The sequence below is a fragment of the Telluria sp. ZT3P25 genome (assembly GCF_059685895.1).
Genome location: NZ_JCASIJ010000002.1, coordinates 1 through 19,602 on the forward strand (window position 1 = coordinate 1; position 19,602 = coordinate 19,602).

Annotated in this window: 21 protein-coding genes and 1 rRNA gene; 14 read left to right on the forward strand and 8 right to left on the reverse strand. The window is 63.8% G+C overall.

The annotated features are described in order from the left end of the window. Positions 1 to 344 precede the first annotated feature (344 nt). Complete coding sequence (locus AC56LY_RS18525; RefSeq protein ID WP_499582115.1) at positions 345 to 1,271, reverse strand: LysR substrate-binding domain-containing protein; 927 nt, start codon at positions 1,269 to 1,271, stop codon at positions 345 to 347. A gap of 97 nt (positions 1,272 to 1,368) precedes the next feature. On the opposite strand from AC56LY_RS18525, the gene AC56LY_RS18530 reads away from it, so the two are divergent. Further along, positions 1,369 to 2,244 (forward strand): aldo/keto reductase family oxidoreductase, encoded by an 876-nt coding sequence (locus AC56LY_RS18530; RefSeq protein WP_499582117.1) that lies wholly within the window; start codon positions 1,369 to 1,371, stop codon positions 2,242 to 2,244. On the opposite strand, the gene AC56LY_RS18535 is transcribed toward AC56LY_RS18530, so the two are convergent. The 5 genes from AC56LY_RS18535 to AC56LY_RS18555 all read right to left on the reverse strand — a co-directional run bounded on the left by AC56LY_RS18535 (position 2,228) and on the right by AC56LY_RS18555 (position 6,636). Then, positions 2,228 to 4,639, reverse strand: coding sequence for a penicillin acylase family protein (locus tag AC56LY_RS18535; protein ID WP_499582118.1), 2,412 nt, complete (start codon positions 4,637 to 4,639; stop codon positions 2,228 to 2,230). The two genes, AC56LY_RS18530 and AC56LY_RS18535, sit on opposite strands and share 17 nt — an antisense overlap. A gap of 189 nt (positions 4,640 to 4,828) precedes the next feature. After that, positions 4,829 to 4,941 (reverse strand): 5S ribosomal RNA (rrf, locus tag AC56LY_RS18540). Between the two features lie 107 nt (positions 4,942 to 5,048). Beyond that, on the reverse strand, positions 5,049 to 5,861 hold the full coding sequence (locus AC56LY_RS18545; RefSeq protein WP_499582119.1) for a M48 family metallopeptidase: 813 nt from the start codon (positions 5,859 to 5,861) through the stop codon (positions 5,049 to 5,051). Next, entirely contained in the window at positions 5,858 to 6,322 is a 465-nt protein-coding gene (locus tag AC56LY_RS18550; protein WP_499582121.1) for a YbjQ family protein, read from the reverse strand. The genes AC56LY_RS18545 and AC56LY_RS18550 overlap by 4 nt, the downstream gene beginning before the upstream one ends. After that, the gene (locus AC56LY_RS18555; RefSeq protein ID WP_499582123.1) at positions 6,322 to 6,636 is read right to left on the reverse strand and encodes a YbjQ family protein; all 315 of its coding nucleotides are present in this window, start codon (positions 6,634 to 6,636) and stop codon (positions 6,322 to 6,324) included. Before AC56LY_RS18555 ends, AC56LY_RS18550 begins: the two co-directional genes overlap by 1 nt. Positions 6,637 to 6,775: 139 nt before the next feature. Between AC56LY_RS18555 and AC56LY_RS18560 the strand changes: the two genes are divergently transcribed. The 11 genes from AC56LY_RS18560 (at position 6,776) to AC56LY_RS18610 (ending at position 16,658) form a co-directional block, all read left to right on the forward strand. Then, positions 6,776 to 8,290: a B12-binding domain-containing radical SAM protein gene (locus tag AC56LY_RS18560; protein ID WP_499582125.1), complete on the forward strand. Its 1,515-nt coding sequence runs from the start codon at positions 6,776 to 6,778 to the stop codon at positions 8,288 to 8,290. Between the two features lie 52 nt (positions 8,291 to 8,342). Further along, entirely contained in the window at positions 8,343 to 9,476 is a 1,134-nt protein-coding gene (locus tag AC56LY_RS18565) for an MlaE family ABC transporter permease (protein WP_499582127.1), read from the forward strand. Further along, complete coding sequence (locus AC56LY_RS18570; protein WP_499582129.1) at positions 9,476 to 10,333, forward strand: ABC transporter ATP-binding protein; 858 nt, start codon at positions 9,476 to 9,478, stop codon at positions 10,331 to 10,333. The genes AC56LY_RS18565 and AC56LY_RS18570 overlap by 1 nt, the downstream gene beginning before the upstream one ends. Before the next feature lies 1 nt (position 10,334). Continuing rightward, the gene (locus AC56LY_RS18575) at positions 10,335 to 11,282 is read left to right on the forward strand and encodes an MlaD family protein (protein WP_499582131.1); all 948 of its coding nucleotides are present in this window, start codon (positions 10,335 to 10,337) and stop codon (positions 11,280 to 11,282) included. A gap of 8 nt (positions 11,283 to 11,290) precedes the next feature. Beyond that, on the forward strand, positions 11,291 to 11,914 hold the full coding sequence (locus tag AC56LY_RS18580) for an ABC-type transport auxiliary lipoprotein family protein (RefSeq protein ID WP_499582133.1): 624 nt from the start codon (positions 11,291 to 11,293) through the stop codon (positions 11,912 to 11,914). Next, the gene (locus tag AC56LY_RS18585; RefSeq protein WP_499582135.1) at positions 11,911 to 13,053 is read left to right on the forward strand and encodes a VanZ family protein; all 1,143 of its coding nucleotides are present in this window, start codon (positions 11,911 to 11,913) and stop codon (positions 13,051 to 13,053) included. Before AC56LY_RS18580 ends, AC56LY_RS18585 begins: the two co-directional genes overlap by 4 nt. A 33-nt stretch (positions 13,054 to 13,086) precedes the next feature. Next, complete coding sequence (locus tag AC56LY_RS18590; RefSeq protein WP_183555244.1) at positions 13,087 to 13,410, forward strand: (2Fe-2S) ferredoxin domain-containing protein; 324 nt, start codon at positions 13,087 to 13,089, stop codon at positions 13,408 to 13,410. Between the two features lie 2 nt (positions 13,411 to 13,412). Next, positions 13,413 to 14,042, forward strand: coding sequence for an alpha/beta hydrolase (locus AC56LY_RS18595; protein WP_183555243.1), 630 nt, complete (start codon positions 13,413 to 13,415; stop codon positions 14,040 to 14,042). A 103-nt stretch (positions 14,043 to 14,145) separates the two neighbouring features. Then, the gene (locus AC56LY_RS18600; protein ID WP_499582137.1) at positions 14,146 to 15,291 is read left to right on the forward strand and encodes a D-alanyl-D-alanine carboxypeptidase family protein; all 1,146 of its coding nucleotides are present in this window, start codon (positions 14,146 to 14,148) and stop codon (positions 15,289 to 15,291) included. A 129-nt stretch (positions 15,292 to 15,420) separates the two neighbouring features. After that, the gene (locus AC56LY_RS18605) at positions 15,421 to 16,347 is read left to right on the forward strand and encodes an aldo/keto reductase (protein ID WP_499582139.1); all 927 of its coding nucleotides are present in this window, start codon (positions 15,421 to 15,423) and stop codon (positions 16,345 to 16,347) included. Then, entirely contained in the window at positions 16,347 to 16,658 is a 312-nt protein-coding gene (locus tag AC56LY_RS18610; RefSeq protein WP_183555322.1) for a metal-sensitive transcriptional regulator, read from the forward strand. Before AC56LY_RS18605 ends, AC56LY_RS18610 begins: the two co-directional genes overlap by 1 nt. Before the next feature lie 32 nt (positions 16,659 to 16,690). On the opposite strand, the gene pssA is transcribed toward AC56LY_RS18610, so the two are convergent. Continuing rightward, the gene (gene pssA, locus AC56LY_RS18615) at positions 16,691 to 17,473 is read right to left on the reverse strand and encodes a CDP-diacylglycerol--serine O-phosphatidyltransferase (RefSeq protein ID WP_499582141.1); all 783 of its coding nucleotides are present in this window, start codon (positions 17,471 to 17,473) and stop codon (positions 16,691 to 16,693) included. A 140-nt stretch (positions 17,474 to 17,613) separates the two neighbouring features. Here pssA and AC56LY_RS18620 point away from each other — a divergent pair, with 140 nt between their 5' ends. Together AC56LY_RS18620 and AC56LY_RS18625 are read left to right on the forward strand one after the other, a co-directional pair. After that, positions 17,614 to 18,588 carry a CAP domain-containing protein gene (locus AC56LY_RS18620; RefSeq protein WP_499582143.1) on the forward strand — a complete coding sequence of 325 codons (975 nt, stop codon included), beginning with the start codon at positions 17,614 to 17,616 and terminating at the stop codon, positions 18,586 to 18,588. Between the two features lie 62 nt (positions 18,589 to 18,650). Further along, on the forward strand, positions 18,651 to 19,217 hold the full coding sequence (locus AC56LY_RS18625; protein ID WP_499582145.1) for an Hpt domain-containing protein: 567 nt from the start codon (positions 18,651 to 18,653) through the stop codon (positions 19,215 to 19,217). Here AC56LY_RS18625 and AC56LY_RS18630 read toward each other — a convergent pair. Continuing rightward, positions 19,207 to 19,422, reverse strand: coding sequence for a hypothetical protein (locus tag AC56LY_RS18630; RefSeq protein ID WP_183555324.1), 216 nt, complete (start codon positions 19,420 to 19,422; stop codon positions 19,207 to 19,209). The two genes, AC56LY_RS18625 and AC56LY_RS18630, sit on opposite strands and share 11 nt — an antisense overlap. Between the last annotated feature and the right edge of the window lie 180 nt (positions 19,423 to 19,602).

A 19,602-nucleotide genomic window follows, 5' to 3' on the forward strand; every position in this document is an offset into this window, starting at 1 on the left:
ATGCCGCCAGCGTTCAATCTGAGCCAGGATCAAACTCTTCAGTTCAATCTCTGTTTGTTGGCATTTCTGCCACCCTACCTTACGGCAGGGGTCGCTCACTCAAAATACTGACCGTTACTCATTGCTGAGCAACGTATTTCTTTTTTGTGAACATTTGATAATTTAAGTAATCAAGAACCGAAGTTCTTGGCACCTTCATCAAACGCCCACACTTATCGACTGTTAATTTTTAAAGAACTTATTCGGTGCTGCTTCATCTGCCGTTTGCTTCGAATCGTTTTGTTCGCTGCAGCAGAGGAATGAGATTATGCTCGACTAGCTGAGCTTCGTCAACAGCTTATTTTTCAGTTGTGTGACAAATGTGGCCCGTTTTCACGCTCGCTGCGGATGAAGTCAACGAAGGCACGCAGCGGTGCCGGCACCAGCTTGCGGCCCGAGTAATACAGGAACGGGCCGGAGAACTGCGGCCACCATGGCTGCAGCACTGGCTCGAGCAGCCCCTGCGCGACATACGGCGCCAGCCAGTCCTCGAAGAGGTACACCATGCCCAGACCCTGCACGGCCGCATCGATGGACAGGTCCAGCGCGCCGCCGATCTGCACCAGCAATTGTCCGTTGGGTTCGACGGTGATGGTTTCTCCATCGCGTTCAAACACCCACTGGATCATCGCCCCGCTGGCAAAGCGCGCCCGGATGCAGGCACCTGGCGACAAGTCACGCGGATGTGCAGGCACGCCATGCCGGGCCAGGTACGCGGGTGATGCCGCCGCCGCCATGCGCTGGATGCGCGGCCCGATCGGCACGGCAATCATGTCCTGCTCGAGCCGCTCTTCATACCGGATACCGGCATCGCACCCCGCGGCCAGCACATCCACGAAGCTCTCTTCCGCGACCACCTCCAGGCGGATCTCCGGATACCTCGCCAGGAATCGTGGCACGATGGCGGGAAGTACCAAGCGTGCTGCACTCATCGGCACGTTCAGGCGTAACAGGCCCGTCGGCGTGTCGCGAAAGCCATTGATCACATCTAAAGCGGCGTCGATCTCCTGCAATGCCGGATCGAGCCGCGCCAGCAGGCTGCTGCCTGCTTCGGTCAGCATCACGCTGCGCGTCGTCCGGTTAAGCAAGCGCACGCCGAGCCGCGTTTCAAGACGTCGCACCGCCTCGCTCAGGCCAGATGCGCTGCCATCCGTCGCGCGCGCCGCCTCACGGAAGCCGCCGGCACGCGCCACTGCGACAAAGGCAGACAACTCTCCCAGATCGGTTTTCATTGTTCGTTTTTTCGTACAACCTGTGTGGATTTGCCTGGATTGTCACACAGACGCATGCGTCGTATCGTGATTCCACTTACCCACAAGAAGGAAAAACATGTCCAACATTGAACAGGCAGGCACCTATACCCTCGGCGACCGCACCGTACGCCGTCTCGGCTACGGCGCCATGCAACTGGCCGGCCCTCACGTGTTCGGTCCGCCGAAGGATGTGGACGCGGCCCGCGCCGTGCTGCGTGAAGCGGTCGAGCTTGGCGTGAACCACATCGACACGTCCGATTTCTACGGTCCGCACGTAACCAATCAATTGATCCGCGAAGCGCTGCATCCTTATCGCGACGACCTGGTGATCGTGACCAAGATCGGGGCGCGCCGCGGTCCGGATGCCAGCTGGCTTCCGGCCTTTTCCGCGCCGGAACTTGAACAGGCCGTGCATGACAATCTGCGCAACCTGGGACTGGATGTACTCGATGTGGTCAACCTGCGCGCGATGTTCGACATGTCCAAGCCGGCAGAAGGTTCGCTCGAGGCGCCGCTGACCAAGCTGGCAGAGCTGCGCCAGCGCGGTCTGATCCGCCATATCGGCCTGAGCAACGTCACGCCGCAGCAGGTGGAAGACGCCCAGCGCATCGTGCCGATTGCCTGCGTGCAGAATATGTACAACCTCGTCCATCGCCAGGACGACGCCCTGATCGATGCACTGGCCACAAAGGAGATTCCCTACGTACCCTTCTTCCCGCTGGGCGGCTTCACGCCCTTGCAGTCGGATGCCCTGTTCGGCGTCGCGCAACAACTCGGTGCGACACCAATGCAGGTGGCGATCGCCTGGCTGCTGCGCCGTGCGCCGAACCTGCTCCTGATCCCAGGCACCTCATCCGTGGCGCACTTGCGCGAAAACCTGGCCGCTGCGCAACTGGTGTTGCCGGACGATGCGATGACGGCGCTGGACGGTATCGCTACTCCCGCAGCGTGACGGTCGTGTAGTTGGGGTCGGCCTTGATCTTCTCTTGCGTAAAAGGAAGGCTTGGCCAGCTCTTGCGCGAATACAGCAACGTCTGGTCGGCATACCACGGCGATGTGGGGTCGACCGACTGCCCATACGTCAGCATCGCCTGCGCCACCGGCCCCTGGTCGTCGAACGTCACGGTCTGCAGATAGCTCTGGCCCCAGTGCGCGCCGACATAGCCTTGGGCCGTCAAGCTGCTGCGCATCGTCAGCGAGCCATACGTGCCTTCCTGATTCCCATTGCCCCCATGCAGTGGAATACGCACGCCGTTGCGTAGCTCGACCTGGTAGTCACCCAGTCGGCCATCGAGTGGCACGCCGAGCGACTGCAGCTTGTCGGCCGCCGTCCTGAGCGCCACCAGCATGGCGGGCATGGCCGCCGGCGCCACGCCGGCCGGCGTGTTGACCGGATCCGTGGGGTCGAACGGCCGCGCCCATTTGTTGGGGATCGCCGTTGCCAGCGCCCAGAATTCGCGGAACAGCACCGCGCCGCGGCTGTCGAGATCGGCGCGCCGGTCCCATGCTTGCAGCGTCGTGCAGGCTTGCTGCACCAGTGTGCTGCTCGCGCTGCTGCAGGCGGTCAACAACTCGGGCAGCACCAGCTCGGCCGCATAGACGCGGTTCGAGAACGCAAGCGCCTGCATGTCGGCAAGGTTCAACTTGTTGCGCTGGGCCAGCAGATCCTCGACCTGGCGGAACCCGATTCGCGTGCGCAGGCTTTGCTCGGCATTCACGCGCCCGTAGAGTGGCGAATAGCCCAGTGGCGCCGGGCCAGTGAGCAGCGCCTTCGGATTGGTTAGCCAGTAACTGTCATTCGAATTGCCGACGTAATCGGTGCGTATCATCCACGGCGCCGTGGCCGGCGCGTAAATGCCGGCCGGCGCGCCCACATCCTGCCCCCAGCCGCAGCTGCTCTTTGACCCGTCGAACAGCAGCGCCGCCTGCAGCAACAGGCAACCATTCCCGAACTTGTCTGCATTCATGTGCGGCACGACACTGGCGTCCGCAAACAGCGTATTGCCGTCGCGGTCGGCCGCCACCGTGTTCACCCATGGCAGCCCCACCACCTTGTCGAGCGAATCCTTCAGCGTGCGCACACTGGTGGCGGTGCCGATGCCCAGCCACTGCTCGAGCATCCGGGTATTGCTGCGGTTTGGGTCGGCCAGTACATAGGCAGCCTGAGACGTCCAGGTCAGTCCCGCCGCCGGCCGGCTGATGACGGCGCCCTGGTGGCTGAAATAAAATGTCTTGGTGCGCCGCCCGATCAGGCCATCGGGGAGCAGCGCCTCGACCGTCACCGTTTTCGACGTCATCGTGCGCCGCGTCCCATCATATAGATAAGTGGTGCCACTGGCGTCGCCGGGATCCAGCGCCAGCCGGAAGGTGGTGAAGTGATTGGCGAACGTGACCGTGTGGCTCCAGGCCACGTCGCGGTTGAAGCCGATGACGACGGCCGGCACGCCGCCGATGATCACGCCCATCGCGTCGTAGCGCCCCGGCACGGTCAGGTGGGCCTGATAGAAGCGGTCGGTCGTGGTCCATGGATAATGCGGGTTGCCCAGCAACAGCCCGCGCCCATTGGCGGACAACTCCTTGCCCACGGCCAGCGCATTGCTGCCGAAACCTTGCCGGTTGAGCAGGTCGAGCTGTGCGACCAGCGACGACGCATCGATCTTGCGTGGCGCCACCTTGGCCAGCGTCACGGTGGCGCCAGGAACCCGGCCAGCCGCAACGAAATCACGGGCGAAGGCTTGGCCCGATGCGTGCAATGCCTTTTCCGCCACCACCAGCATCATGTCGTCGAGCGAGATCGGCCTCACCCATTTCGTGTTGGCACAGGCCGCTGGCAACTTGCTTCCCGCATCCTTCAAGTACCGGTTGTAGCCTTCAACATAGCCTTCAAGCAGGTCGCGTGGCTCTTGTGCACCGCTGGCATAGCCGGCGCGCAATTGCTCAATTTCGAGGTAGCCTTTGAAGAAGAAGTCACTGTCCTCGTTGTTCAGGTCCATGAACCCGCTGCCGCCGCCATACTCGTCACCCGTGCGCTGGCGTGGCCGCGCGTCGGCGCCAAAGAACAGCGAGCGCTCACCGCGCACGGTCAGCACCGCATCGGCGAACATGCAGACATTGTCCTGGGCATACGCGTATGCCAGTCCATAGCCCAGGCTGCGGAAGTCATCGGCCCGCACATGCGGCACGCCATGCGCGGTGCGTGCGAGTTCGACGTTGATGCGGGCGGCGGTGGCTGGCGGTGATGGCAGGACGGCCGGATCGTCATCACGATCCCGACCGCAGGCACCCAGCGCCAGCACGAGTACGATTGCAAGGAGGCGACGGGGCGCAGCAGGATGACGACGTTGCATGAGAGACGCTTTCTGCGGCAGGCGCCGCGCGATCGAACCATGGCGAAGTAAAACTAATGCAATACTTTAAACCTAAAATAGTGCCAGGGTGCTATTTCTCTCGCGTGAATGCAGCATCGATGCGACAAACACGACGCCGCAAAGCAAAAAAGCCCACCAGACACCTGGTGGGCTTTCTCTATATAACTAGCCTGACGATAAACTACTTTCACACTGGTTGCAGCACTATCATCGTCGCAAAATCGTTTCACGGTCCTGTTCGGGATGGGAAGGGGTGGGACCGATTTGCTATGGTCATCAGGCATAACTTGCTGGAAAACTGTTCCTCTACTGGGCAACAGGCTTCCTGAATTCCGGCTCACATTCTAACAAGCAATTTCCGATACCGCCAGCTTTATCGCATACCCCGTCAAAAACGCGGCAACGGCTGCACCGGGCCAGCCTGCAAGCCGGCCTGACGCATCGCCACTTGCACCGCATCGATGCGCGCGGCCATCGACGGATGCGACGCCAGGTAATGCAGCACGGCCGGCGTCTTGCCCTCTTCGCGCTGCAAGGTGGTGAACAATTCGGTGGCGCCGCCAGCATGCCCGTAACGACATTGCAAGATGGCCAGTGCCTTCGCATCCGCAGCGGCTTCACGGCCGCGCGAATACCCCGACTCACCCAGATGCTGCGCCGGCGCCAGCACGCCTGCCGTCCCGCTGCCGTCACCCGTGAGCACGGTGGCAGCGGTAATCAGCACCACGCGCCGCCCGACTGCGCGCAGGTGATCGCGGTTGGCCATATGCGACAGCTCATGGGCCAGCACGAACGCCATGCCGTTTTCGGACTGCACACTGTCGAACAGCGCCGAGAACACGACCACCACGCCGCCCGGCGCAACCATCGCATTGGGCGTGTCCGAGCGGTTCACGCGCACCGTGACGGGCCCGCTGACGCCGGCGCATTGACGCATGCCATCGACCAGATCCTGGGCCCACGCTTCGCGCGTGCGCATTGCCGGCTCGCTCGCGGGCGGCGTCCATGCCACCATCTGCGTCAGTTGCGCCTCGGTCTCCGGTCCCATCCGGTCCACCACCACATCAATCAGCCAACCCAGCACCAGATAACCGACCACCACCGCCGCCGACAGCGCGGCCAGGATCAGCACGAAATCCTTGAGCGGATGGCCGGGCGTGACGTTGTCGTTGTGCTCGGGCAGCGACGCCTGGTATTTCATGGTGCGGCGCTCTGTTCCACATAATAGATGGCGGTGCCGTAGGCCAGCACTTCGACGCCGTTGATCTGCTGCTGGTTACCGGTCAACGGCATTGTTTCGAGGCGCACGTTGACGATCTCGTGGGCGCCCGGGCAGCTTTCCTTCAGGCGCAGCACCGCTTCACGCTTGGCGCGATCGAGCAGCGTTTCATACGACTGCACCGGCCCGCCCACCAGCGAGCGCAGCGCCGACGCCGCCTTCTTGAAGTGATCGACCGCCACCACCACGCTGCCGGTGACCAGTTCGCTGCGCGCCACCGGCGCAGACCCGAGCACGGTCTTCAGCGATGTCGCTGGCAAGCCCAGCCACGTTTTTTCCCTGGCGATGATGGAGCGGTAATGCCTGGCTTCTGCCATGCGTCCAAACACATAGCCGAGCGCAATCGGCACCGACCAGAAGACAATCAGGAAAATCAGGTCCATCAGCCCACCGTCACCGCAGTGCCGTAGACATAGATCTCGGCGGCGCCAGCGGCCACCGACGAGGTCGAAAAGCGCACATTGACGACGGCGTTCGCGCCGATCTGCGTGGCCTGCGCCTGCATGCGCTGGGTCGCCTGGGCGCGCGATTCTTCCAGCAACTCGGTGTAGCCCTTGAGCTCGCCGCCAACCATATTCTTCAGCCCCGCCATGATGTCGCGGCCCACGTGCTTGGAGCGCACCGAACTGCCGGAGACAACGCCGTGGCACGCCGTGATGGTCTTGCCCGGAATGGTTTCGATATTGGTCATCAACATGGAAGACACTTTCTAAATAAGGAGTGGTCGATTGTAGACACCAATCTTTATTTGAAGCAATGTCAACTGCATAGTCACGCGACCATTGGTGGCATCACAGTAAAATACTGCCTTCAAACCCCCTCAGCCTGCCGCTACCATGTCGATCCTGCTCACCACCCTGAACGCCCGCTACACGCACGCCTCGCTTGGACTGCGCTACCTGCTGGCCAATATGGGGCCGCTGCAGGACCAGACCCGCATCCAGGAATTTGTCACCGGCGCCAAGACCGCCGACCTCGTCGAGCGCATCCTGGCGCACGCGCCGCGCATCGTCGGCTTCGGCGTGTATATCTGGAACGTCGAAGAAACCACGCGCCTGGTGGCGATGCTCAAGCGCGTCGCACCCGCCGTGAAGATCATCCTGGGCGGCCCGGAAGTCTCACACGAGACGGGCGAACAGGAAATCGTTCAGCTGGCCGACTACGTCATCACCGGCTGGGGCGACGTCACGTTCCCCAAGCTGTGCGGCGAGATTCTCAATGGTCCCAAGCCCTTGATGAAGATCCACGCCGGCGTGCAACCGCCGATGGACGCGATCACCCTGCCCTATGCGCTGTACAACGACGACGACATCGCCAACCGCACCCTGTACGTGGAAGCCTCGCGCGGGTGCCCGTTCAAGTGCGAGTTCTGCCTGTCGTCGCTCGACAAGACCGCCTGGCCATTCCCGCTCGACGCGTTCCTGGCCGAGATGGAAGCAATGTACGCACGCGGTGCGCGCCTCTTCAAGTTCGTTGACCGCACGTTCAACCTGAACGTCAAGACGAGCCTGCGCATCATGGACTTCTTCCTCGACAAGATCGCGCAGTATCCGGACGACCCGATCTACGCCCACTTCGAGCTGGTGCCCGACCATCTGCCCGATGCGCTGAAGGACACCATCGCCAAATTCCCGGCCGGCGCGCTGCAGTTCGAGATCGGCATCCAGAGCTTCAATCCCGAGGTGCAGGCGCTTGTGAGCCGCCGCCAGAACAACGAGAAGGCGGCCGAGAACATCCGCTGGCTCACACAGCACGCCACCGCCCACCTGCACGTCGACCTGATTGCCGGCCTGCCCGGCGAAGACGTGGCCAGCTTCGCGCGCGGCTTTGACCAGCTGGTGGGTCTGGGCGCCGAGGAAATCCAGTTCGGCATCCTCAAGCGCCTGCGCGGCACGCCGATCATCCGCCACACCGAAGCCTTCGGCATGGTCTACGACCCGTACCCGCCGTACACCGTGCTGGCGACGGACAAGATCGACTTTGCGACCATGCAGCGCCTGGTGCGCTTTGCGCGCTACTGGGATCTGGTGGCCAACTCCGGCCGCTTTGCCAACACCACGCCGGTGCTGCTGGGCGAGGCGCCGTTCGACAACTTCATGGCGTTTTCGGACTGGATCTACAAGCGCACCGATGCGACGCACCGCATTGCGCTCGATCGCCTGGCCAAGCTGGTGGCCGAGTACTTACAGGTGCGCGGCATGGCGGCGCATGAAGCGGCCAGCCTGCTCGCCAGCGACTACGCCGGCAAGGTCGATGCACCGGCGCGCACGCCGCAAGCGGTCGCGGGCACAGTCGCGGATACGGTGCGCGCGGTGGCCCCATCGCGCCAGGCACGCCACCTCGCGGCCTGATCGCGAAACCAACAATGTGGCAGCAGGCGCGATTCTCTTTTACACTGCCGCAATGCAGATTGAAAATGCGCCAACATTAACCATTCAACAGGCCGGCCAGGGGGCGGGCCAATCTGTCATCGCCAGCGGGGTCTGGCAAGTCCACGGCCTGTCGCAGCACGGTATATTGAAGGGCATCACGCGCCAGCTCGCGGGCCTGAAAGACAAATCGGCCTGCACCTGGGACCTGTCCGGCGTCGATAGCCTCGATCACATCGGCGCCCAGATGTTCTGGAATACTTGGAACAAACAGCGTCCGCAGCGCCTCACGCTCGACCCACGCCAGGAAGACCTGTTCAAGCGCATCGAAGCAGCCAGCAAGATCACGCTGCCACGCCAGCGCGTCAGTCCCTTCGACTGGCTGATCAAGCTGGGCGCCGGCATGCTCGACTTTTTCGCGCACCTGCGCAGCTTCATTGGTCTGATCGGCATCGTGATCCAGGACCTGTGGCGCTTTGCGCGCCGCCCTGCCACAGGCCCGTGGCGTGAAATCTCGGCCAATATCTATCACTCGGGTTTCCAGGCGCTGGGCATCACGGCGATCGTGGGCTTCTTGATCGGGATCGTGCTGTCGTTCCTGTCGTCGCAGCAGCTGCGCATGTTCGGCGGCGACGCCTACCTGGTCAACATCCTCGGCATGGCGGTGATCCGTGAACTTGGCCCGCTGCTGGCCGCGATCCTGGTCGCCGGCCGCTCCGGCTCGTCGATCACGGCGCAGCTGGGCGTCATGCGCGTGACCGAAGAACTCGATGCGATGCTGGTGATGGGCGTCTCGCACGGCTACCGCCTGATCCTGCCGAAGGTGATCGCGCTGGCGATCTCGATGCCGCTGCTGGTGGTCTGGACCGATGCGATGGCCTTGCTGGGCGGCATGGTGTCGGCAAAAATCGAGATGGGCATGTCGTTTCGCTACTTCCTGCAAAAGCTGCCCGACGCGGTGCCGTTCGTGAACTACACCATCGGCCTGCTCAAGGGCGCGACCTTCGGCGTGCTGATCGCGCTGATCGCGTGCCACTTCGGCCTGCGCATCAAGCCCAATACCGAAAGCCTCGGGCGCGGCACCACGACCTCGGTCGTCACCGCGATCACGGTGGTGATCCTGGCCGACGCGGTCTACGCGATCATCTTCAGCAACACGGGATTCTGATGGCCGACACCCAACCGCAATCCCCCCAGCGCCTGAACCTGCGGCCCGATGAAGACGTGGGCAAACCCGTCGTCGAGATCCGCAATCTGTGGACCCGCTTCGGTCGCACCGTCGTGCACCAGGACCTGAACCTCGAGATCTACGATGGCGAGATCCTGTCGATCGTCGGCGGCTCGGGCACCGGCAAGACCGTGCTGCTGCGCCAGATGCTGGGCCTGGAGCGCCCGTCGCAGGGCAGCGTGCACGTATTCGGTGAAGACATCAGCGCGGCCAGGCCCGAGCAGCTGCAACGCATGCGCAACCATTGGGGTATGCTGTTCCAGCAGGGCGCGCTGTACTCGGCGCTGAACGTATTCGACAACATCGCCCTGCCGATGCGCGAGCTGCATGCACTGCCCGAAGACGTGATCCGCGACGCGGTGCTGCTCAAGATGGACATGGTGGGGCTAGGGCCGGAGCATGCGGCCAAGATGCCGTCCGACCTGTCCGGCGGCATGGTCAAGCGCGCGGCGCTGGCGCGGGCACTGGCGCTCGAACCGCAGCTGCTGTTTCTCGACGAGCCGACCGCAGGCCTGGACCCCGACCTGTCGGACGCTTTCGTCACGCTGATCCAGACGCTGCACCGCGAACTGAAACTGACGGTGGTGATGGTCACGCACGATCTGGACACGCTGTTTGCGCTGTCCTCGCGCATCGCGGTGCTGGCCGAAAAACACGTGCTGGCCGTCGGACCATCGTGCGATGTGCTCAAGGTCGAGCACCCGTTCATCAAACACTTTTTCCTGGGCCCGCGCGGCCAGCGGGCACTGGAAGTGCTCGACGAGCGCCGGACCCGGAACGAATCGGAGACACACTAGTATGGAAAACAGGTCACATGCGCTGATGACCGGCATCTTCACGATCGCCCTGCTGGTGGCGACGGTGCTGATCGGCCTCTGGTTCAACCGCGACAAGACCGAGCTGGTGCAGTACGAGATCGTCACTACGCAGTCGATCCCCGGCCTGAACCCGCAAGCCACGGTGCGCTACCGGGGCCTGGAAATCGGCCGCGTCGACACGATCGTTTTCGATCCGCGCGTCACCGGCCAGATCCTGATTCGCCTGTCGGTCGATGAAGCCTCACCCATCACCAGCACCACCTATGCCTCGCTTGGCTACCAGGGCGTGACGGGCATCGCCTTCATCCAGCTTAACGACGAGCGCACCGGATCGCCGCGTCTGGCCACCGGTGGCGAGCGCATTGCCCGCATCCCGCTGCGTCCCGGCCTGCTCGACCAGCTGGAAGACCGCGGCTTGGCCATCCTCGACAAGGCCGAAAAGATCACCACCAGCCTCGACGAGCTACTCAGCCCCGAGAACCGCGCCACGATGCTCGGCGCGTTCGAGAGCGTGGACCGCGCCGCCGAGGCCTACGCGGCGATCCCACAGCGCCTCGATCCGGTACTTGACCGCCTGCCGTCACTGGTCACGAAAATCGATCGCAGCATGGACTCGATCGACACGCTGGCCACCAGCGCCACCTCGATGACGCGCAATTACGACAACCTGGCCACGCGCCTGCAAGCGCCGGACGGCCCGATCGAACGCCTGAACAGCACCATCGGTGCGCTCGGCGCGGCCACCAGCGAGCTGGAACTGGAAACGCTGCCGCACGTGGTGCAGATGACCGACGAAGCACGCGCCTCGCTGCGCGCCGTGCGCCGCACCGCAAATTCGTTCTCCGACCGCCCGCAAAGCATCCTGTTCGGCACACCGGGCGACGCGCCCGGACCGGGCGAGCCGGGCTTCGCGCCCCCGACCAAATGAGGACCACCGTGAATCTCCGCCCCTACCGCCTCGCCGTTGCCGTTACCGTTGCTGGCGCCGCGCTGCTGGCCGGCTGCGCCAGCAACAAAGGCGCGCCCAATACCATCTATGACTTCGGCGCGCCATCGGCCCAGGTGTCCACGCCCGTGCAACCGGCGTCGCTGCCCCCGATCGTGGTGATGGATGCCACCGGCGGCGCCGTCCTCGACAACGAGCGCATGGTCTACCGGCTGAATTACGCCGATCCGCTGCAAGCCCGTACCTACGCCGGCAGCCGCTGGAGCGGCACGCCGCTCGCCCTGGTCACGCAGCGCCTGAAAGTGCGCCTGGCGCAGGCCGGTGTCACGGTGCTGTCGGCCACCGACGCCGCCAACCGCGTGCCGATCCTGCGTATCGAGATCGACGACTTCGTGCACGCGTTTTCCAGCACCAGCGCAAGCGAAGGGCAGATCCTGCTGCGCGCGTCGGTCCTGGCCGACCATCGCCTGGTGGCCCAGAAAAGCTTCGCACATAGCGCCCCTGCCCCGAGCCAGGACGCTGCGGGTGGCGTGGCCGCACTGGCCGCCGGCACCGACCGGATCGCGCTCGATCTGAAGAACTGGCTGTCGACCCTCGACCTGCAGGGCAAATGAGCGACGAGGCCATCTCCGCCGAAGTCGCGGCCGGGCGCTCGCGCGGCTCGCCGATCGTGCGCGCCGCGCTGATGGCGTATCTGCTCCTGATCATCTACGCCAGCTGGTTTCCGTTCACCGGCTGGCGCGATACGGGCGTGGCGCCGCTGGCGTTCCTGAACCTCGTCAAGCAGCGCTACTTCACGGGCTTCGACGTCGGCGTCAATATCGTCGGCTACATCCCGTTCGGGATGCTGCTGGTGCTGTCGTTCTATCCCCGTGTGCGTGGCGTCTGGGCGGTGCTGCTGGCCGCGCTGATCGGCATCTTCACCACCGGCGTCATGGAAACCGTGCAGAACTTTTTGCCCAGCCGCGTGCCGTCGAACCTCGACTTCGTCACCAATGCGGGCGGCGCGCTGCTCGGCGCCGTGCTGGGCGCCTTGTGGGCCCCTGGCCTGCTCGATCGCAGCCGCCTGTTCAAGCTGCGCCAGCGCTGGTTCGCACCGCATGCGAGCCAGGGCCTGGTACTGGTGGCTATGTGGCCGCTGGCGCAGATCTACCCGCAAAGCTATCTGTTCGGCCATGGCCAGGTGCTGCCGATCGTCTCCGGCTGGCTGTCTTCGTGGTTCGATACCGACATCGACCTGGTGGCGATGCTGCGCCCCGGCGTGACGATGAGCGTCGAGCAGTACTGGCTGTCCGAGACCATCATCACCGCCTGCGGCATGACCGGCGCCGCGCTCACGCTGATGTGCCTCGTGCGCCGCGGCGCGCCGCGTTTCTGGCTGATGATCGCTCTCCTGGGGTCGGCGCTGGTGCTCAAGGCGTTTGCCAGCTCGCTGCTGTTCCGGCCCGATAACGCGCTGGTCTGGGTCACGCCAGGCGCCGAAGGGGGCTTTTTGATCGGCATGATCATGCTCTCGGGCCTGGTCTTTGCGCCGCAGGTGGCGCAGCGGCGTCTGGCGGTGGTGACGCTGATACTGGCGCTGGTGGTCGTCAACACGATTCCGGTGAACCCGTATTTCTCGTCCACGCTGCAGGGCTGGGTGCAGGGCAAATTCCTGAACTTCAATGGCGCGGCGTGGTTCCTGTCACTGAGCTGGCCGTTCTTCGCGCTCTGGTTCCTGCTGCTGCCGTCACATAAACTCAATCGCCAGTAAGATAATACTTCTGCCTTTTTCGACGAGAACGCCATGACCGACCAACCGTTTTACCAGCACCACGTATTTTTCTGCATGAACGAGCGCGAAGGCAAGGATGCACGCCAGAGCTGCGGCAAGTGCGGCTCTGAAAAAGCCCAGAAACACGCCAAGAAGCGCATCAAGGAACTGGGCCTGAGCGGCGAAGGCAAGGTACGCATCAACCAGGCCGGTTGCCTCGACCGCTGCGAAGAAGGCCCCGTGCTCGTGGTGTACCCGGAAGGCGTCTGGTACACCTACGTCGATAACGAAGACATCGACGACATCATCGATACCCACCTGGTCGGCGGCAAGGTCGTCGATCGTCTCAAGATCTGACCATGAACATCCACTCGCAAAAATTCTATCTGGACGGCGACGCCGGCAAGATGCAATGCCTGCTCGACTTGCCCGACGACGCCCCGCGCGGCATCGCGCTGGTCGCGCACCCGCACCCGCTGTACGGCGGCACCATGGAAAACAAGGTGGCGCAGACGCTGGCGCGCACCTTCGTCACGCTGGGTTACGCCGTGGCGCGCTTCAATTTCCGCGGTGTCGGTGAATCCGAAGGCGTGTACGATGACGGCAAGGGCGAAGTGGACGACATGGCCATCATGTACGAGCACATGCGCGCGCGCTACCCCGACCTGCCGGTGACGCTCGCCGGTTTTTCGTTCGGCACCTTCGTGCAGGCGCAATTCGCGCTGCGCCTGGAAGCCGAGGGTCGCGCGCCCGAGCGCCTGGTGCTGGTGGGTACTGCGGCCGGCAAATGGCCGATGCCGCCCGTGCCGCAAGACACGATCCTGATCCACGGCGAGCAGGACGACACGATCACGATGCAGCAGGTATTCGACTGGGCGCGCCCGCTCGATATCCCGGTGATCATCATTCCGGGCGCCGATCACTTCTTCCATCGCCGGCTCGGCCATATTAAAAATCTGGTCGTTCAACTGTGGCGCCGTGACATTTAACGGTCACAGTCCCCTATAATCATTCCCTTCTCTTGAGGCAGTGCCCCCGGGCATTGCCTTGCGCTCTACCACCGCTTCACCTTTTACAATGACGAACGTTTCCATGAAAAAACTGTTAGCGGCCTTTGCCGCCAGCCTGGTAATGATCTCGGCCAGTGCGCAAACCGTGCCGGCTCCATCCATCGCAGCCAAGTCGTGGTTACTGCTCGACACCACAAGCGGCCAGGTCATTGCGTCGCAAGACCAGAACATGCGCATCGAGCCGGCATCGCTGGCCAAGATCATGACCGCGTATGTCGCGTTTGCTGCAATCCGTGACAAGCGCCTGTCGATGAACCAGATGGTCAATGTGTCCGAGCGCGCCTGGAAAGTCGACAGCAGCAGCTCGAAGATGTTCATCGACCCGCGCGTGCCAGTCTCGATCAGCGACCTGCTGCATGGCCTGATGATCCAGTCGGGCAATGACGCCGCCGTGGCGATCGCCGAAGCCGTCGCCGGCGACGAAGCGACCTTCGTTACGCTGATGAACCGCGAAGCGCAGCGCCTGGGCCTGAAGTCCACGCGGTTTGCCAACCCGCACGGCCTGCCGGACGCGAACAACTACTCGACCGCAGCCGACCTGGCCAACCTGGCCTCGCACGTGATTCGCGACTTCCCCGAGTTCTACAAGATCGACTCGATCAAGCAGTTCACATACAACAAAATCACCCAGCAGAACCGCAACCGCCTGCTGTGGCTCGACCCGACCGTCGACGGCATGAAGACCGGTCACACCGATTCGTCGGGCTACAGCATGATCTCGTCGGCGCGCCGGCCGAATGGCAGCACGGGCGAGCGTCGCCTGGTCGCCGTCGTACTGGGCACCAGCTCGACCGAGGTGCGCACGCAAGAGAGCCAGAAGCTGCTGAACTGGGGCTTCCAGAACTTCGACACCGTCAAGCTGTACTCGAAAGGCCAGGCGATCCAGACCCCGCAGATCTGGAAGGGCTCGCAGCCGACCGTCAAGATCGGCTTCACGCGCGACATCCTGGTGACCGTGCCGAAGGGCGTGGCCGGTAAGCTCAAGCCGGTGCTGGAGCGCCGCGATCCGCTGGTCGCGCCGCTGGCGCGCAATGGCGCGGTCGGCACGCTCAAGATGACGGTCGACGGCAAGCCGCTGCTGGTGCTGCCGGTGGTGGCGCTGGAAGAAGTCCAGGAAGCGAGCATCTTTGGCCGCGCCTGGGATTCGATGCGTCTCTGGATGCAGTAATCCGGTCATCAGTATCTGACAAGCCTGCCCGCGCAGCTGCGCCGGCGGGCTTTTTTCATGGGAGCCCGGCAAGGAGTTGGCGATGGCAGGGCTATAATCGTGCAATCCTGTCATGACGAAAGAAACACGATGTCGCCTGCCCTGCCTGCCGATCTGCACTGCCCCCGCACCCTTACGCGCGAAGGCGGCCCGATGCTCTCGCGCATCGTCGCCGGCATGTGGCGCATGACCGAATGGGCGATGCCGGTCGCGGCGCGCGTCGAGTTCATCGAACAATGCATCGCGCTGGGCGTGACCTCGTTCGACCATGCCGATATCTATGGCGACTACGGCGTCGAGATGCTGTTTGGCGAGGCGCTGCGCGCCCAGCCGTCGCTGCGCGCGCGTATCGAACTGGTGAGCAAGTGCGGCATCCGGCTCATGTCGGCCAAGCATCCTGGCCACACAATCCAGCACTACGACACCGATGCGGCGCACATCATCGCGTCGGCCGAAGAATCGCTGCGCCGCCTGCATACCGATCACCTCGACCTGCTGCTGATCCATCGCCCTGACCCTTTGATGAACTTCGACGAGATTGCCGAAGCGTTTACGCGCCTGCAGGCGGCCGGCAAGGTGCGGCACGTGGGTGTGTCGAATTTCACGCGCCACCAGTTCGAGTCGCTCAATCGCCGCGTTGCCCTGAGCACCAACCAGGTCGAGTTCTCGCCGCTGGTGACGGCGCCCCTGTTCGACGAAACCTTCGACGGCCTGCAAGACCTGCGCATCGCGCCGATGGTCTGGTCGCCGCTGGGTGGCGGGCGCCTGTTCGACCCGGCCAACGAGCGCGCCGCTGTGCTGCGCCAGACGATCCAGGGCATCGCCGAGCGTTTGAACCAGCCGTTTGCCAGCGTGGTGTTCGCGTGGATCATGCGCCTGCCAAGCCGGCCGATCCCGCTGACCGGCACCGGCCGCATCGCGGCGATTGCCGACGCGGTGGCCGGTACCACCTTTGAACTCACGCGTGAAGACTGGTTCCAGATCCTGCGCGCCGCGCGTGGCCACGAGGTGGCCTGATGCTCGAAGCCCACGTCAAGATCGTCGAAGGCAAGGCGTTGACGGCGCCGCAAAAGAAGGATCTGCTGAACCGGCTGGCGCGGATCGAGGGCCAGCTGCGCGGCGTGCAGAAACTGATCGCGCTGGCCGACACGCCATTGGACTGCGACGCAGTGGCGCAGCAGATGGCAGCGGCGCGCAAGGCGCTCGACCGCTCGTTCGTGCAGTTGCTGACCGCATCGATCGTGACGCAGACGAGCGGCGCGGCCGACCTGCCCGAGGCGCGCGAACGGGCCGCGCACCTGGCGGCGATGCTCGACAAGTTCGCCTGAACGAAAAAACGGCCCTTGTCAGGGCCGCCGGTTCACTCTTCGTCGTAGACTTTCGGCTGCGCCACCCCGCGCCAGCCCATCTTCCAGCCAATATTGAGCAGCAGCGTCAGGCTGATGTACACCAGGAAGAACAGCACGAAGAAACGCGTCTGCAGCACGGCCAGCAAGGCCGCGCAGACAGCGACGATGACGATCATCAGCTTGCCGCTCGGGTGCTTGGAGCTGGGGAAGCGGATCGTCGAGACCATCAGCGCGCCGACCACCACCATCAGGCCCGCCACCATGAACGCCTGGGCCATCTGTGTAACCGGATCGGGCCAGGCCACGACCACGGCCGACACGCACGCCGCGCCGGCGGTGATCGGCATGCCGACAAAGTAGCGCGGGTCGGTGCGGCCCTGGCTGATATTGAAGCGCGCCAGGCGCAGTGCGCCGCAGGTGACGAACACAAAGCAGGCCAGGCCACCCATGCGCACCAGCGTCGGATGCACGTCGGTCAGTTGCGTGAAGCCGTAGCAGTACAGCAGCAGGCCCGGGGCGCAGCCGAAGTTCATCACGTCGGCGATCGAGTCGAGCTGCATGCCGAAGCTGGACTGGGTATTGGTGGCGCGTGCCACGAAGCCGTCGAGCGCATCGAACACGCCGGCCAGCACCAGCAGGATCGCGGCCAGGCGAAAGGCCTCCGGATCGCCCACGCGCGCATTGTCGACCGAGATCACGATACTGGCGAAGCCGCAGGCAATCGACAGCAACGTGACGGAACTCGGCAGGGCGAACTTGGCGCGTGCGAGGCGTTGTTGGTTAATAGGCTTCAATGGACGACTCGACAAGATAAATGATGGCTTATTCTACAGCCTGCAAAACAAGGTGGTTGCGCGTTGACGTCACCACCCGCCATGACGTCCAGATTTGCCCTAGAATATCGAATTAAGCCCGTATTGACAGGAGTTGTAAAATGAGCTATACGCTCCGTTGGCAGTTAATGATCCCAGCCCTGGCTGCCGTCCTGGGCCTGGCTGGCTGCGGCAGCAGCGATAGCGACAGCATGACCCGGTCCGGCCAGGTCACCGGCGGCACCGCCGTCAATCCGGATTCCTCCGTCGCCCAGGATCCCACCGGCGTCGCGGCGCCGGCGCAGACCGGCAATATCGCCGTCGACGGGCGCAACTGGATCAATTACCGGCGCGGCCAGATCGGCGTCCCGCAGGTGCCCCAGAACACCCAGATCAACAACGCCGCGCTCGGGCATTCCGAGTACCTGCGCGTCAATAACATCATGAGCCACGACCAGGTCGCCGGACGCCAGGGCTTTACCGGCGCCGACCTGGGCGCGCGCCTGAACGCGGCGGGCTACACGCTGAACCCCGAGCGCGGCTACGCCTATGGCGAAGTGATCTCTGGCAGCAGCAACGGCTCCGGCTTCTACATGGCCGAAGAACTGATCACGGCGATCTACCACCGCTTCGTGATCTTCGAGCCGATGTTCCGCGAAATCGGCACCGGCGCGGCCACGGCCAGCAGTGGCTATCGCTACTTCACCGCCGATTTCGCCAGCCGCGACGGCTTCGGCCCCGGCATCGCACGCGGTACGCTCGTGACCTGGCCGTTCAATGGCCAGACCCAGGTCGTGCCGAACTTCTTCAGCAATACCGAGCAGCCCGACCCGGTCCCCAATGCCAACGAAGTGGGCTATCCGATCAGCGTGCACACCAACCTCGATGCCAACGTCACGGTGACCAGCTTCACCGTGCGCCCGCGCGGCGGCAGCGACCTGGCCGTGCTGCGCATCGCGCCCCTGTCCGACAACAAGCCGGCGGCGGCAATCATCCCGCTCCAGCCGCTGCGCGAGGCCACCGCCTACGACGTCAGCTTCGCCGGCACGGTCAATGGCGCGGCCGTCACGCGCACCTGGTCGTTCACTACCCGGTGACGGACGCGCCGAGCAGCGACACCGGCGCCGTCATCGACCTGGCGACAGCTCTGGAGCGGGTCATGGGCGACCGTGCAATGTTCCTGCGCCTGCTGGCACGCTTTGCCAGTGACTACCGCAACCTGATCGCGCGCCTGCACGGCGCCATCGATGCCGGCGACGCTGTACTGGCGCAACGCATCGCCCACACGCTCAAGGGCGCGGCCGGGATGATCGAGGCACTCCCGCTGCGCCGCCTGGCGCTCGAGGTCGAACTTGCGCTCAAAACGGACGGCGCCGCCCCGGCCGCGCTGATCGATACGCTGGACGTCGAGCTGACACGGGTACTGGTGGAAGTGGATGCGCTGCTGGTGGCGCCGGCTGCAGCGCCTTTGCCGGAGGTGTCGTCAACGGCAGCGCCAGCGCTGCCGGTCGATGCGCGCCACCTGGCGCGGCTGCGCACGATGCTCGACATCGGCGATGGCCGCGCACCCGAGCTGGTGGAGCTGCTACGGCCACGCCTTTTGGTCACGCTGGGCGCTGACCGCATGGCGGCGCTGGAGAAGTCCATCGAACGTTTCGATTTCGAGCATGCGTTGCTGCTGCTGGCGCAGGCAGGCAACGCATCGCCGCTAGACCTCAACGCGTAAATTCGGCTTCTTCGTCAAAGGCATCGGCGCAGGGCTTGCCGCAGAACCGACGCACGCTGTCGAGCGGCTTTTCGCAATACCAGCACGAGCCCTTGGCGGGCAGGTTGGCGCGGGTGGGCGCGGCGCTCACGGCGGCGGCAACCGAGACGGGTGGCGCCTGCAGCGGCCGGCCACCATTCGGAAAACTCTCATAAGTCGTTTCCAAGATCCACCCCCTGATACGGCAACCTGAAGTCAGAGAAAGATTACTTCAGTGGAACTCCATGCCCATGAGAAAGCGCAAGCGGGAGCCCAACTGGCGAACCCATCACTGCGGTTCTTTGCGTATCAGTGTGCTCCGAATGCAATGTGGGTGCAATCCCTGATCTGCCGTGCCGATGCAATT